This is a genomic window from Azoarcus sp. PA01 (assembly GCA_001274695.2).
In the GTDB taxonomy this organism is placed as follows: Bacteria; Pseudomonadota; Gammaproteobacteria; order Burkholderiales; family Rhodocyclaceae; genus Aromatoleum.
Map to the genome: position 1 here is coordinate 276216 of LARU01000004.1, position 14142 is coordinate 290357.

Here is a 14142-nt window from a genome sequence, read left to right on the forward strand (position 1 = left end):
GCCATCATTGACGGTTCGGGTCCGCCATGACAATGGGGGTAGGCTGTGGGCGAGGCGCGCGAGACTGAGCGAGTGGACGACCTCGCAGCGAAGCTGAAGAGGCCCACGCAATGGATCGTGGGTATCGTCGCGACCATCGGGATCGTCGGATTCCTGGTTCTGCCGCCAGCGGTACGTTACTTCGGTGCGCGCCTCTTCAGCGACTCGCTCGGACGCACGGTCACGATCGAGAAGATTCGCATCAATCCTTTTGCGCTGTCGATGACGGTCAGCGGCTTCACGATTGCCGAAGCCGACGGGCAGGGCAGCGCTTTTTCGTTCGGCACGCTGTACGCGAATCTCGAAGCCGAGTCGCTGCTCCGAGGCGGCCCGGTGTTGCGCGAGCTGCGGCTCGAGCGCCCGCAGGGGCGGTTCGTGCGGCTCGATTCGGGGCGCCACAACTGGTCCGACGTGCTCGAACGCTTCGCCGCGAAGCCGCAACAGGAGGAGGAAAAGGGCGACGCACGCTTCTCGCTCAACAATATTCGCGTCATCGACGGGACGCTGCTGGTCGAGGATCGGCAGGTCGGGCTCGACCACGAACTGTCGGCAATCAATATCGGCGTGCCGTTCCTGTCGAACCTGCCGGCGAAAGTCGAGCTGTTCGTCGAGCCGGACCTGTCGGCGCTCGTCAACGGCCGGCCTTTGCATGTCGGCGGGCAGTCCCGGCCGTTCGCGAAGGACCGGGACACCGCGCTCGACATCGTGCTGGACGGTTTCGATTTCACGCCGTACCTCGCCTATCTGCCGTTCGAAGCCGCATTCAGGGTGCCCGAAGGACGGCTCACGACGCGCCTGCGGCTGGCTTTCTCGCAGCTGCCCGAGTCCGCGCCGCAAATCGCGCTTACAGGGTCGTTGGAGCTCGCGGACTTGCGGTTGCAGGGAGCGAAAGGGGAGCCGATGCTGAAGGTTCCCGCGCTTGCGCTGAGCCTCGTCGACGTCCAGCCGCTGGTCGGCAAGTGGCATTTCGGGCGGCTCGAAATCTCGCAGCCCGAAGTCGACGTGGTGCGCCTGGCGGGCGGCCAGATCAACTTCCAGCAGATCATTCCGGGCCCGGATCCCGCGGTTGTCGTCGAGCAGCCGGCCGAAAGCGACGCAACGCCTCCGCCCCCGGGTGAGGCAACGACGGACGCCGACGTGAAGTCGCCTCCGGTGTTCCTGCTCGACGAGGCGAAGATCTCGGGAGCGACGGTGCGTTTCGAGGACCGCGCCGCCGCGGCGCCATTTCGCACCGAGCTCAGGGATCTCGTCCTCGAAGCGAAGAATGTCGGTTCGGCGCCGGACGCGGTTGCCGAAGTCGCGCTGGATTTCGTCACCGACGCGGGCGAGAAGAGCAGCCACCGCGATCGCCTGCGCCTCGATCCGTTCGAACTCGACGGCCGGGTCGTCGCGGAGAATCTCCAGGTCAGCCGCTATGCGCCGTACTACGCGCCCGCGCTGCCCGGCGGCGAGATCCGGGACGGACGCGTCGACGCGACGGTCGGATACAAGGTGAAGCTCGGCGAAAAGGAAACGGCGATCGATGTCCTCGCCGAATCGGTCGTGCTGCGCCAGTTCGAGCTCGCGCTGAAAGGCCGGAAGCAGCCGCTCGTCAAGCTGCAGCGGCTTGCGCTCGAGGCGGTCGCGGTGTCACCGCTGCAGCGAACGGTGACGATCGGCGCGGCCGAATCGAAAGGTGCGTCGTTCGCGCTGATCAAGGCGCGCAACGGCAAGCTCGACGCGCTCGCGCTGCTCGAAGAGCCGGCCGGGGCAAAACGACCGGCCCGCGGCCGGCCGGCGAACGCCAACGCGAAAGCGGCCGCGCCCGAAAAACCGTGGTCGCTCGCGCTCGAACGGCTCGCGCTCGACGACTGGGCAGTGCGCTTCGAGGATCGCACCCAGGCTGCGCCGATCGTGCTGCAGGCCGCCGCGATCAAGCTTAAGGCGGACGGGCTCGGCACCGCCAAGGGCACCACGACGAAATTCGAGCTCGATGCGCGCATCAACAAAAGAGGACGGGCGGCAGTCAATGGAACGATCGCGCTCGATCCGTTGAAAGGAAACCTTCGTGTCGATCTGCGCGGCGTCGACCTGTTGCCGCTGCAGCCCTACGTCGTCGAACAGCTCAACATCGCGATCTCGCGCGGCAGCGTGACCACGCGCGGCACGCTCGCTTTCGAGTCGGTGCGCGACGGCGACGTGAAAGGGCGCTTCCGCGGCAATCTGGCGGTCGCGAACTTTTCGTCGATCGACAAGAACCACGCGACCGACTTCCTGCGCTGGCGCAGCCTCGCGCTCACAGACGTGGATGTGCGGAGTGCGCCGCTGGCGGTGTCGATCGACGAAATCGCGCTGACGGATTTCTACACCCGTCTGATCCTCGACGAGACCGGTCAGCTCAATCTGCGCGAAATCCGCCAGCAACCCGACTCGGCTCCTGCAGCCGATGCGACGAAACCTGCGCCCGAATCTTCCGGCCGTACGACGAGCGTCGAAGTTCCGCCTCCGGCGACTGCGCCGCCGCCGATCTCGATCGGCAAGATCCTGATCAAGCAAGGCAACATCGCGTTCAGCGACCGCTTCATCCGCCCGAATTACGACGCGAACCTGACCGGAATGGAAGGCCAGGTGGTCGGCCTGTCGTCCGACCCGGCGACGCTGGCGCGGCTCGACCTGCAGGGCCAGGTCGATGGCACTGCGCCGGTGACGATCGGCGGCGAATTCAACCCGTTCAGGGAAGATCGCTACCTCGATATTGCCGCGTCGGTGAAGGATTTCGAGCTGACCGGGGTGTCGCCCTATTCGAGCAAGTACGTCGGCTATGGCATCCGGAAAGGCAAGCTTTCGGCTGACCTGACTTACAGGATCGAGGACCGCAAGCTGACTGCGACGAATCGTCTCTTCCTCGACCAGCTCACGTTCGGTGAGCGTGCGGACAGCCCGGATGCGCCGAATCTGCCGGTACAGCTCGCCGTGTCGCTGCTCAAGAACCGCGCCGGCGAGATCGATCTCAACCTGCCGATCAGCGGTTCGCTCGACGACCCCCAGTTCTGCATCGGCGGTCTCGTCATCAAGGCGATCCTGAACCTGATCGGCAAGGCCATCACCGCACCTTTCGCGTTGCTCGGCTCGATGTTCGGCGGCGGGGAAGAGCTGTCGCAGCTCGATTTCGCGCCCGGGCGCAGCAGCTTCGATACGGCTGCGGAACAGAAAATCGAGACGCTGGCGAAGGCGCTGACCGAGCGGCCGGCGCTGCGGCTCGAAATCACCGGCCAGGCCGATCGCGCCAGCGACACTGGGGGGCTGAAGAAAGTGATGCTGTTGCGAATGATGAAAGCGGCGAAGCTCAAGGAATCGGTCCGGCGCAGCGACGAGGCGCCTCCGCTCGAAGACGTCGTCATCAGCGCGGAGGAGTATCCGAAATGGCTCGAGCGCGTGTATCGGGACGCGGATTTCAAGCGGCCGCGCAACATGATCGGTCTGCTCAAGGATCTGCCGCAAAGCGAGATGGAAGCGCTGATGCTCGCCAACATCGCGGTCGATGACGAGGCGCTGCGTCACCTCGCGCAGGAGCGGGCGCAGTCGGTCAAGAGTCGCCTGCTCGAAAAAGGCGAGATCGCCGCGAACCGGGTCTTCCTGCTGGCGCCGAAAGTCGAAGCGGCGCAGGACGCGGAAGGCAGCGGACGCAGCGCTACTTTCTCGCTGCGCTGAACGATTTTCCGCCCCCGCTCCGGCCTGCAGCGTGCCGTGTCCCGGCACCAGAGTGCCGGGCGCGGCGCGCCTCAGGTCGCCCCTCAGCTCGCTCCTCAGGCCGCGGCGAGCGCGCCGTCGAGGTCGGCGATCAGGTCGTCGATGTGCTCGATGCCGACCGACAGCCGGATCATGTCTTCGGAAACGCCGGCGGTCGCCATCTCGTCTGCCGACAGCTGGCGATGCGTCGTCGACGCCGGATGGCACGCGAGCGTCTTGCAGTCGCCGATATTGACGAGGCGGGTGACCAGTTTCAGCGCGTCCTGGAAGCGTGCGCCGGCCGCACTTCCGCCCTGCACGCCGAACGTGAGGATGCCCGACGCGCGCCCACCCATGTAACGCTGCACCAGGCCATGGTCGTCGTGATCCGGCAGGCCGGCGTAGTTCACCCAGCTCACTTTCGGATGGTTCTTCAGAAAGCTCGCGATCCTGACGCTGTTTTCGCAGATGCGGTCCATGCGCAGCGCGAGCGTCTCGATGCCCTGCAGGATCAGGAACGCGTTGAACGGCGAAATTGCCGCGCCCATGTTGCGCAGCGGCACGACGCGTGCGCGCGCGATGTAGGCGGCCGGGCCGAGCGCTTCGGTATACACGACGCCGTGGTACGAGACGTCCGGCTCGTTGAGCCGCCTGAACCGCTCCTTGTGCTCCGCCCACGGGAACTTGCCGGAATCGACGATGATGCCGCCGAGCGAGTTGCCGTGCCCGCCGAGATATTTAGTCAGCGCATGAACGACGATGTCGGCGCCGTGCTCGAACGGGCGGCACAGATACGGCGACGGGACGGTGTTGTCGACGATCAGCGGCACGCCGTTGCGGTGCGCGACTTCGGCGAGCTTCTCGAAATCGGTGATATTGCCGAGCGGGTTGCCGACCGATTCGCAGAACACCGCTTTCGTGCGTCCGTCGATCAGGCGCTCGAACGCTTCCGGGTCGCGGTAATCGGCAAAGCGCACTTCGACGCCGTATTGCGGCAGCGTGTGTGCGAACAGGTTGTAGGTGCCGCCGTATAGCGTGCTCGACGTGACGATGTTGTCGCCGGCCTCGGCGATCGTCTGGATCGCCGCGGTGATCGCCGCCATGCCGGATGCCATCGCCAGCCCGGCGATGCCGCCTTCGAGCGCGGCGACGCGCTTTTCGAGCACGTCCTGGGTCGGATTCATGATGCGCGTGTAGATGTTGCCTTGCACCTTGAGGTCGAACAGGTCCGCACCGTGCTGGGTGTCGTCGAACGCGTACGAGGTGGTCTGGTAGATCGGCACCGCGACCGCTTTCGTGGTCGGGTCGGGACTGTAGCCGCCGTGGACGGCGAGCGTTTCGAGCTTCATTCGGAAGTTCCTCGGGGGGATGACCGGAAAAGTATAACCAGCGCGGTTTCGAACCCGGAACAACTATTCAGGCCGTTGCGGCAGCGGGGTGCACCCGCGCTTCGCGGATCGGCAGGTTCACCAGCGCCGCCGCGGCCGCGAGCGCCATGTCCGCGTACCACATCCACATGAAGTCGCCGCGCTGCGTGATCGCCAGGCCGCCGAGATACGCGCCGAGGAAGCCGCCGATCTGGTGCGACAGCAGCGTCAGGCCGAACAGCGTCCCGAGGTAGCGAATGCCGAACAGCTTGCCGACGAGCGCGGCCGTCGGCGGCACGGTCGCGAGCCAGGTGAAACCCAGGCCGGCGGCGAACAGGTAGAACGTCAGGTCGGTCTTCGGCATCAGCAGGTAGGCACCGATCAGGAGCGCGCGCGAACCGTACATCGCCGCGAGCACGTATTTGCTGCGATAGCGCGACACCCACGCGCCGGCATAGAGGCTGCCGACGATGTTCGCCAGACCGATGATCGCCAGCGACCAGCTCGCGACCGACTGCGGCAGGCCGCACAGATCGACTTCCCCCGGCAGGTGGGTGACGAGGAAAGCGATATGGAAGCCGCACGTGAAAAAACCCGCGTGCAGCAGCAGATAACTGCGATCGCCCATCGCGCTGCAGACGCTGTTCCACAGCCCGGCATCGTCGTGAGCGTGCGCAACCGGCGCCTTGCCGGACGTCGCCAGCCTGCCGACGAGCGGCAGGGCGGCGAGCGTCATCAGCGCGAGCGCCCACATCGCCCCCATCCAGCCGACCCCTTGGATCAATTTCTGCAGGACCGGCGCGAACACGAACTGCCCGAACGAGCCACCGGCGTTGATGACTCCGGAAGCCGAGCCGCGCGCTTCGAGCGGCAGCCGCTGGGCCGCCGCGCCGATCAGCACCGAGAAGCTGCCGGCCCCCGAGCCGATCGCCGACAAGAGCCCGAGCGAGACGATCAGGCCGACTCCGGACGTCATGAACGGCGTCACCGCGCTGCCCAGCGCCAGCACCAGCAGCCCGGCGACCAGCACTTTCGCCGGGCCGTAACGGTCGGCGGCGGCCCCCGCGAGCGGCTGGATCGCGCCCCACATGAACTGGCCGATCGCGAGCGCGAGACTGATCGTCGCGATGCCGAGCCCGGTCGAAGTGTTGAGCGGCGACACGAACAGTCCCATCGATTGCCGGGCGCCCATCGTCACCATCAGGATGCCGGCCGCAGACAGGGTGACGATCAGCACGTCGCGTTTTGCGAGAGAACGAAGCATGAGGGAAATTCCAATGAAGCGCCGCGGGCGACGCCAACGTAGCACAGGACCAGCGGGTGGCGCCTGAACAGACAGGTTCTTTTCGAAGGGGCCCCTCCTTGTCGTTGATGGAATCGGAGCGTGGCGAGCCGGGTTCGGTCGGGCCGCTTGGCGATTTTTCCGTTTCCGAAACAAGCCCCGAATTGCGCCAGCTCAATGAAGCGTTCGCGCCGTTCCTGCACTGTGCAGCATTTCCACCCGCCGGCTTCCCGGGCCGGCAGTATGGCATCGGCTTGAAGGAACCCCTCCGTGAAATCGACTCTCCCTGCGCTGCTCGCATCTTTCGCCGCGGTCATCCTGACCGCATGTTCCGGTCCCACCGAGTCGACCGGGCCGAGCGAGCCGGGAGCCTATGTGATCAACATGGGAGACGGGAAAGCTGAAGTGCGCATCATTCGCGCCGACCGGACGTCGATGTCGGTGCCGGGAACGTGGGTGAAGGACGGCTCGATCCATCAGGTCGAAGTAGACGGGTGCGGCACGCTCGGCTTCAGGGAGCAGGGCCTCATCACCTACTGCGACCAGTGTGTGCAGATCAAAAAGCAACCCGACCGCTACCCCGATTGTAAAATCGCCGGCGAGTCCTTCCCCGACACCTGGATCAGCTCCGGATTCTGATTCGTCCCGGAATCCGGGCCGGGGAGAGCGTGCGTGGGACCGGCATCCAAGCTCTGACGCAGCAGCCCGGTGCACGATCGTTGCCGAATGCGATGTATCGTGCGCGCTGGCAGTCCTGACGGGAGTCCGCACATGCAGATCTGGGTCGACGCCGATGCTTGTCCGAAAGTGATCAAGGAAATCCTCTACCGGGCGGCCGAACGGACCGGCGTGCTGTTGACGCTGGTCGCCAACCAGCCGTTGTTCCCGCCACGCTCGCTGTGGATCAAGACCTTGCAGGTTCCGCCCGGCTTCGACGTCGCGGACAACGAAATCGTCAGGCGGCTCGCCGCGGGCGACCTCGTGGTCACTGCGGACATCCCGCTGGCCGCCGAAGTCATTGCGTGCGGCGGCCACGCGCTGAACCCGCGCGGCGAGTTCTATTCGACCGAGAACATCCGCGAGCTGCTGAACCTGCGCGATTTCATGGATACCTTGCGCTCGTCGGGCATCCAGACGGGCGGCCCGGCTGCGCTCACGCAGGCCGACCGGCAGGTGTTCGCGAACCGTCTCGACCGGTTTCTCGCCCGGATCGGTTCGGGCTGAGCGGCGGGGTCGACGGACCGGATTTTCCGGCCGTCCCTTATCCCCACGCAGCGTGGGCAGGTATGTGGACAACTTGTGGGGATGCGGGGCAGAGCGTTGAACACAAAGGAAATGTTGCGCCTGCACAAAAATGAGGCATTCACGCCACACTCCCGTCGGGAGAGACAGCTGGCGCGGACACACTCCGCGCTAAAATTCCGCGCCACTTTTTTTCAACGGAATCGCACATGCCCGATCTGCCGCCCGTCCGTTACACCATCGCGCCGATCCGGCCGGCCTCGCATCTGTTCGAAGTCACGTGTACGGTCAGCGATCCGGCTCCCGACGGACAGGTGTTCCGCCTGCCGGCGTGGATTCCGGGCAGCTACATGATTCGCGAATTTGCCCGCAACATCGTTACCTTGCGTGCCGAATGCGAGGGCAGGGCGGTCGCGGTCGACAAGCTCGACAAACACACTTGGCGCGCGGCGCGCGTTGCGCCCGGGCGTGCCCTGACGCTGGTGTACGACGTCTACGCATGGGATCTGTCGGTGCGCGCCGCGCACCTCGATGCGACCCACGGATTCTTCAACGGCACCAGCGTCTTCCTCGCCGTCGAAGGGCATGCGGAGCGGCGTTGCCTCGTCGAAATCCATCCACCCCCACCGTCCGTTTCCCGACGCTGGAAGGTCGCGACGACGTTGCCCCGGGCGATCGGCGAGATCGGTGCAGCGATGCCGATGGGGTTCGGGTGCTACCGCGCCGCGAGCTACGACGAGCTCGTGGATCATCCGGTCGAGATGGGAACCTTCACCCACGAGGTGTTCGAGGCGGCGGGCGTGCCGCACGAAATCGCGCTCACCGGCCGCCATGACTGCGACACGCTGCGCCTGCGCGCGGACCTCGCGCGCATCTGCGCGTGGCAGATCGAACTTTTCGGCCTGCCGGCGCCGGTCGATCGTTACCTGTTCCTGACGATGGTCGTCGGCGACGGCTACGGCGGTCTCGAACATCGCGCATCGACCGCGTTGCTCGCGAGCCGTAACGACCTGCCGTACCCCGGCATGAGTGGGGTGCCCGACGGCTACAAGACTTTTCTCGGGCTGTGCAGCCACGAGTATTTCCATACCTGGAACGTGAAGCGGATCAGGCCGGCCGCTTTCACGCCGTACGACCTGCAGAGCGAAAACTACACGCGTCTGCTGTGGGCTTTCGAAGGCTTCACGTCGTATTACGACGACCTCGCGCTCGTGCGTTCGGGCGTGATCCCGATCGAGGACTATCTCGGCCTGCTCGGCAAGACGCTCTCGAACGTGCTGCGCGGCGGCGGGCGGTTGAAGCAGAGCGTCGCCGAGTCATCGTTCGACGCGTGGATCAAATACTACCGGCAGGACGAGAACGCGCCGAACGCGATCGTCAGCTATTACGCGAAAGGCGCGCTGATCGCGCTCGCGCTGGACCTGCAGCTGCGGGCCGCGAGCGCCGGCAGCGCGAGCCTCGACGACGTGATGCGGCTGCTGTGGCAACGGCACGGCCGGACCGGCGTCGGAGTCGAGGAGGACGGGCTGTTCACGCTCGTCGAGGAAGTCGGCGAACGCGGCGCGAAAGGCGCAGGGCGGCGGCTCGCACGCTGGCTCGCGAAAGCCGTCCACGGCACCGATGACCTGCCGCTCGCGCGGCTGCTGAAGCCTTTCGGTATCGCCTGCGACATGGAGGCGGCATCGAAAGGTCCGACGCTTGGCGCGAAGCTCGCGCCGAATTCGGGCGAGGCGAAGCTCGCCAGCGTCTACGACGACGGACCGGCGCAGGCGGCAGGACTGTCGGCCGGCGACGTGCTCGTCGCGGTGGATGGTTTGAAAGTGACGGGAAGCTCGCTCGACGCGCAGCTGGCGCGGCGCAAGGCAGGCGACCGCGTCGAGATCCACGCGTTTCGTCGCGACGAGCTGATGAGCTTCAATGTCGAACTGGCCGCAGCGCCGGCCGACGCGGCAAAGCTCACCCTCGCCGCAAAGCCCGTCGCGGCGGCGCTCGCGCTGCGCAAAGGCTGGCTGGGCGGCTGAGCGCTCAGGCCCGCCCGTTTTGCGGACGTCGCATCACGACACGCAGCAGCCAGCCGAACAGCACCGACGCGAGGATCGTCGCGACGACGCTCGCTTCCCAGAAGCCCGCCACGCTGGGCGACTGCTCGCGCCCGGGCGCATGGAACGCGAGCCAGTAGCCTCCGGCCAGCGCGATCCCCCAGAAACACAGCGCGTGCAGCAGCATCGGCAGGAAAGTCACTTTGTAGCCTCGCAGCGCGTGCGCCGCGACCGTCTGCACGGCGTCGAAGATCTGGTAGATGCAAATGTAGAACACCAGCCCGAGCGCCACTGCGCGCACTGCCGGATCTGCCGAAAACACCGCGACGACCGGTTCGCGTCCCACCCACAGCAGCACGCCGATCAACGCGACGAGCGCGACCGTCAGGCCCATTCCGACGCGGACCGTCGCGCGCGCACGCGCCGGCTCGTGCGCGCCCGCAGCCTGCCCGACGAGCACCAGGATCGCGATCGATATCGCCAGCGGAAGCATGTAGATCAGCGCGGCGAGGTTCGCGACGACGCGGTGTCCGGCCACCGCTTCGGCACCGAGCCGGGCGGCGAACAGCGCGATCAGCGTGAAAGACGACACTTCGATGAACGTCGACAGCCCCATCGGGATGCCCAGTTTCAGCAGGGCAAGGAGGTCGCTGCGGCGGGGCGGTTGCCATTGGGCAAACAGGCGATAGGGGCGGTAATCGGGGTTGCGGGCGAGATAGCCCGCGCCACACGCAAACGCGATCCAGTTCACGACTGCAGTCGAGATCCCGCAGCCGACCACGCCGAGAGGGGGCAGGCCGAAGCTGCCGTGGACCAGTGCCCAGGCGAGCGGAACATGCGTCGCGGTGACGACGAAGCTGATCATCATCAGCGCACGCGGACGCCCGAGCGCGTTGTTGAAAGCGTAGAAAGTTCGGTACAGCAGGACTGCGGGCAGGCCGAACGCGGTTGCGAGCAGATAATCGCGCGTCTTCCCGGCGACGTCGGCCGGCACGCTGCTGAGTTCGAGCAGAAAACCGGGGAAGGCGAGCAGCGCAATGCCAGGCAGCGCAAGCATCAGCGCCAGCCAGAATCCTTGCTGCAGCGCCGGCCCGATCGCGTCGGTGCGGCGCGCGCCGAAATGATGGGCGACAGTCGGAGCGACTGCCTGCAGCACGCCTACGAGCAGCATCACGACCGAAATATAGACGCCGCTGCCGACGGCGACCGCAGCCAGGTCGAGGGTGCCGTAGCGTCCGGTGATCAGGGTGTCGGCGATCAGCATGCTCATCGACAGCAGCTGGGCGACGAGCACCGGCCAGGCGTGATGAAACAGGCGGCAGGCGATGGCGAGCGACGACTCGGGAGCGCTCGATGGGAAAAGTGGGAAAGGGACCGGGGCGGACATCGAGCGGGGGTTCCCGGTCGGTTGCGGAAGAAGGCGGAGTTTAGCCAGAAAAACCATGTACATACCAGCCGCGCCGGCAGTTCGGGAGCGTTGCGGGTGCGCCATGCGGACCTCTCCTGCAACGGGGCGGGAGGGTGCTTTTCCTCTCAGCGCATCGGAACTCCCCGTTTTCTTTTGCTGGTTCGGCGACGAAGGTCGAGTCCGGTCGGCGAGTCTTTTTTCGACTGCTCCAGGGACCGCAGCGCCTGAACGATTTCCCCCTGGCTCGTGGTGAGGAGGAGGGCGAGTTCACCGGCGCGTGTGCGCTCGGCGTCGAGCGCAGCCTCCAGGGTCGCTTGAACCGCTTCGGCCTGCCGAAGCTCGGTCACGAGGGCCTGGACCTTGTTTCCGGCGGCCAGCGCCTCCGCCTTTTCGGCTGCGACGGCGTTCTCCAGCGTGACATTGGCTTGAACGGCGATTTCCCGGTCGCCGTTTGCCACCGCCAGCTGGTTCGTCACGGAAGCGAGGGCGCCATCCTGCCTGGAAACGTGCTGACGAAGTTCCGCCAGCGCGTTCTGTGCAGCCCGGGCTTCGCTGCGCGCCTGATCGAAGCGAAGGAGCGCCTCCCTGATATCGCGGTCGCAACCCGACTTGACGGCGCTGAGCTCGCTTTGCATGCCGACGAGCTTTTCTTCGGCTCCCTTGAGCTTGTCTTCAAGCGTGTCCCGCTCGGCATGGAGTTGCGCAATTTGCCGTTCATGACTTGCAGTCAGCGACACGCGTTCCGCGACGGCCGCGTTGAGGCTCGCTCTCGCATCTTCCACTTGCGTCTTCAGGGTGTCGATCAGCGTCTGTTGTGTTTCGGCGGCGTCGGCCAGGCGAATCCGTTGTGCAGCCAAGTCCGCACGTTCCTTCTCGAGGCTGGCCGCTTGCTGCGCAAGAGCTTCGCGCTCCTGCGTCAATTCATCCGTGCATACCTGGCGCGCCGCGTTCAAGGCCGCCTCCCAAAACGTCCGCGCCGCGTGGCTGACGGCATCGGGCGCTTCGGGTGACGCACAGAAGGCCGCAGGATCCTGGATGCGGCCGCCGAGCGCCTTGAACCACGAATCCAGATGCGGACCGACGGTGTTCGGCGAACCTCGTCCGATCTCGGCGCGGATGCGTTCGACAGTGGGCCGGAAGCCGTTCAGCAACAGCGCGTCCGCAGCTTCCCAAACGTCCTGTTGGCCGACGCCGCGACGCTTTCCGATCTCCGACATTTCGCTTGACCTCCCCTATTTCTTCCCTTAATTATTACATTCGATAATCGAAAGTTATCGGTTGGAATAAGCATCGCAGTGTAAAATACACTACACAATACAGCATACAAATACGACATGAACCTTCACGATACGCTCCCCGCATTGGCAAACACGGTTGCAGTAATGGATCCGGATGCTTTGGATCCGCTGACGCAACAGGCGGTCGACGAAATCCTCGCCGAGGGAACATCCGCGAACACCGACGCGAGCTACCGTGCGGCGCTGCGCTACTGGGCTGCGTGGTTCGCGTTGCGCTATCGAAAACCGCTCAAGTTTCCGGTGCCGGTCCCTGCGGTAATCCAGTTCATCGTCGATCATGCGCAGCGAACGACGCCGGGCGGGCTGCGCTGCGATCTCCCCGATCCGCTCGACGAGATCCTCGTGGAAAAGGGATACAAGGCGAAGCTCGGCCCGATCGCGCTCTCCACGCTCAATCACCGCGTGTCGGTCCTGTCATCGCTGCACAAGCGCAGTCCGGAACTCGAGAATCCGTGCCGAAGTCCTGAAGTGCGCGATCTCATTGCCCGCACCCGGCGTTCCTACGCAAAACGCGGCGAACGTCCCAAAGGCAAGGCTGCGCTGACTCGGGAACTGCTCGAACAACTGGTCGGGACCTGCGACGATTCGCTCAAGGGCTTGCGGGACCGTGCGATCCTGCTGCTGGGATGGGCTTCAGGCGGGCGTCGCCGCTCCGAGATCGTCAGCCTTCGCGTCGACGACCTGAAACGGGTCGGCCCCGACGAATTCATCTTCGAACTCGGCGCCTCGAAAACGAACCAGTCGGGAACGGTCAAGGCGGACGACCTCAAGCCCGTCGTCGGCGCCGCCGGGAGCGCTGTGGCCGACTGGCTGGCGGCAACAGGCCTGGCGTCCGGGCCGTTGTTCCGTCAGATCGACAAGAGCGGGAGCTTGCGTGGCGCTCTGTCTGCTTCCGCGGTGCGCACGATCGTCCGCGAACGGTGCCTGCTGGCCGGCCTCGATGGCGATTTCAGCGCTCACTCCCTGCGCTCCGGGTTCGTAACCGAGGCTGCGAAACAGCAGATTCCCCTCGGAGAGACGATGGCGCTGACCGGGCATCGCAGCATCCCGTCGGTGATGCGCTACTTCCGCGCGGGGTCGGTCACGACAAGCAAGGCGGCCAAGCTTTTCGACGAAGGTGACGAGACCAAGTAGCTGCGCGGTCGCCTCACACAACTCGTCTTCGGTGAGAATGGTACGCAGCGCATCGCCAACGCCGCTGCTGATATCCAGGCGGCGGCGCTCGGTTTCCGTCCAGCCGCTCACCCGCTACGATGTGTTGCATTGGCCGAGGCGACATCGCGAGCGATGTCGAGCGCCGGACGACAGCACTGCATGCTCAGTCGCGAAGTGCGGTGGAGCAACTTGTCGTGTCGCTGCGCGCCGCTGAAGAGGAGTCCCCGGGGCCTGCCCGTCAGATCGTGTGGCGCCGCTCCTTGTCGTCGGCGACGAGCGCTGCGGCTTTTTTCTGCGCGCTGATGTCCTGGCGCATTCCCGACATGCGGCGCGGCTGGGCGTCGTGCGTCCACTCCACGACGCGGCCTCGATCGAGCACCCAGATCCCGCGGCCGTTCTTGTGGCGTGTGCGGATTTCGCATTCATAGGTTTGACTTTCACGCCTGAAGCAGCGCTCCAGCAGAGCGTTCGAGGTCGTCGGGACGCGAAAGATTCCTGCCGGTATCGATGTCGACCGACGAGAATTCGGCGAGCGTATACCCGCTGATTTCCGCCCAGCGCTCGTTGAATGTCGCGAGGCCGGTCTGGACCTCCCATTCATCAC

10 protein-coding genes are annotated in these 14142 nt (G+C 65.5%); 5 read left to right on the forward strand and 5 right to left on the reverse strand.

The window, feature by feature from the left end:
* The first annotated feature begins 72 nt into the window (after positions 1-72).
* Positions 73-3729 carry a DUF748 domain-containing protein gene (locus PA01_13470; GenBank protein KON79522.2) on the forward strand — a complete coding sequence of 1219 codons (3657 nt, stop codon included), beginning with the start codon at positions 73-75 and terminating at the stop codon, positions 3727-3729.
* 95 nt (positions 3730-3824) lie between these two features.
* On the opposite strand, the gene PA01_13475 is transcribed toward PA01_13470, so the two are convergent.
* Both PA01_13475 and PA01_13480 read right to left on the reverse strand, forming a co-directional pair.
* Positions 3825-5096, reverse strand: a complete 1272-nt coding sequence (locus PA01_13475) for a bifunctional O-acetylhomoserine aminocarboxypropyltransferase/cysteine synthase (GenBank protein ID KON79523.1) — start codon at positions 5094-5096, stop codon at positions 3825-3827.
* Between the two features lie 67 nt (positions 5097-5163).
* Complete coding sequence (locus PA01_13480) at positions 5164-6378, reverse strand: MFS transporter (protein ID KON79524.1); 1215 nt, start codon at positions 6376-6378, stop codon at positions 5164-5166.
* 288 nt (positions 6379-6666) lie between these two features.
* On the opposite strand from PA01_13480, the gene PA01_13485 reads away from it, so the two are divergent.
* The 3 genes from PA01_13485 to PA01_13495 all read left to right on the forward strand — a co-directional run bounded on the left by PA01_13485 (position 6667) and on the right by PA01_13495 (position 9659).
* Positions 6667-7035, forward strand: a complete 369-nt coding sequence (locus tag PA01_13485) for a hypothetical protein (GenBank protein KON79525.1) — start codon at positions 6667-6669, stop codon at positions 7033-7035.
* 132 nt (positions 7036-7167) lie between these two features.
* Positions 7168-7620, forward strand: a complete 453-nt coding sequence (locus PA01_13490; protein ID KON79526.1) for a YaiI/YqxD family protein — start codon at positions 7168-7170, stop codon at positions 7618-7620.
* Positions 7621-7847: 227 nt separating this feature from the next.
* Positions 7848-9659: a PDZ domain-containing protein gene (locus PA01_13495; protein ID KON79527.1), complete on the forward strand. Its 1812-nt coding sequence runs from the start codon at positions 7848-7850 to the stop codon at positions 9657-9659.
* A gap of 4 nt (positions 9660-9663) precedes the next feature.
* Here the strand turns inward: PA01_13495 and PA01_13500 are convergent, their stop codons facing one another.
* A complete protein-coding gene (locus PA01_13500) occupies positions 9664-11064 on the reverse strand; it encodes an MATE family efflux transporter (GenBank protein ID KON79528.1) in 1401 nt (466 codons plus the stop codon).
* 146 nt (positions 11065-11210) lie between these two features.
* Complete coding sequence (locus PA01_19000; protein ID KAI5912323.1) at positions 11211-12302, reverse strand: DNA-binding protein; 1092 nt, start codon at positions 12300-12302, stop codon at positions 11211-11213.
* A 165-nt stretch (positions 12303-12467) separates the two neighbouring features.
* Here PA01_19000 and PA01_13510 point away from each other — a divergent pair, with 165 nt between their 5' ends.
* Positions 12468-13517 carry a site-specific integrase gene (locus PA01_13510; protein ID KON79529.2) on the forward strand — a complete coding sequence of 350 codons (1050 nt, stop codon included), beginning with the start codon at positions 12468-12470 and terminating at the stop codon, positions 13515-13517.
* A 259-nt stretch (positions 13518-13776) separates the two neighbouring features.
* On the opposite strand, the gene PA01_19005 is transcribed toward PA01_13510, so the two are convergent.
* On the reverse strand, positions 13777-14139 hold the full coding sequence (locus PA01_19005; protein KAI5912375.1) for a PAS domain-containing protein: 363 nt from the start codon (positions 14137-14139) through the stop codon (positions 13777-13779).
* Positions 14140-14142: the final 3 nt, after the last annotated feature.

What these genes read in the sequence shown, in the direction of transcription:
- PA01_13475 (KON79523.1), bottom strand. Translation starts at nt 5,096, where the DNA reads ATGAAGCTCGAAACGCTCGCCGTCCACGGCGGCTACAGTCCCGACCCG.
- PA01_13480 (KON79524.1), bottom strand. Translation starts at nt 6,378, where the DNA reads ATGCTTCGTTCTCTCGCAAAACGCGACGTGCTGATCGTCACCCTGTCT.
- PA01_13490 (KON79526.1), top strand. Translation starts at nt 7,168, where the DNA reads ATGCAGATCTGGGTCGACGCCGATGCTTGTCCGAAAGTGATCAAGGAA.
- PA01_13495 (KON79527.1), top strand. Translation starts at nt 7,848, where the DNA reads ATGCCCGATCTGCCGCCCGTCCGTTACACCATCGCGCCGATCCGGCCG.
- PA01_13500 (KON79528.1), bottom strand. Translation starts at nt 11,064, where the DNA reads ATGTCCGCCCCGGTCCCTTTCCCACTTTTCCCATCGAGCGCTCCCGAG.
- PA01_19000 (KAI5912323.1), bottom strand. Translation starts at nt 12,302, where the DNA reads ATGTCGGAGATCGGAAAGCGTCGCGGCGTCGGCCAACAGGACGTTTGG.
- PA01_13510 (KON79529.2), top strand. Translation starts at nt 12,468, where the DNA reads ATGGATCCGGATGCTTTGGATCCGCTGACGCAACAGGCGGTCGACGAA.
- PA01_19005 (KAI5912375.1), bottom strand. Translation starts at nt 14,139, where the DNA reads ATGAATGGGAGGTCCAGACCGGCCTCGCGACATTCAACGAGCGCTGGG.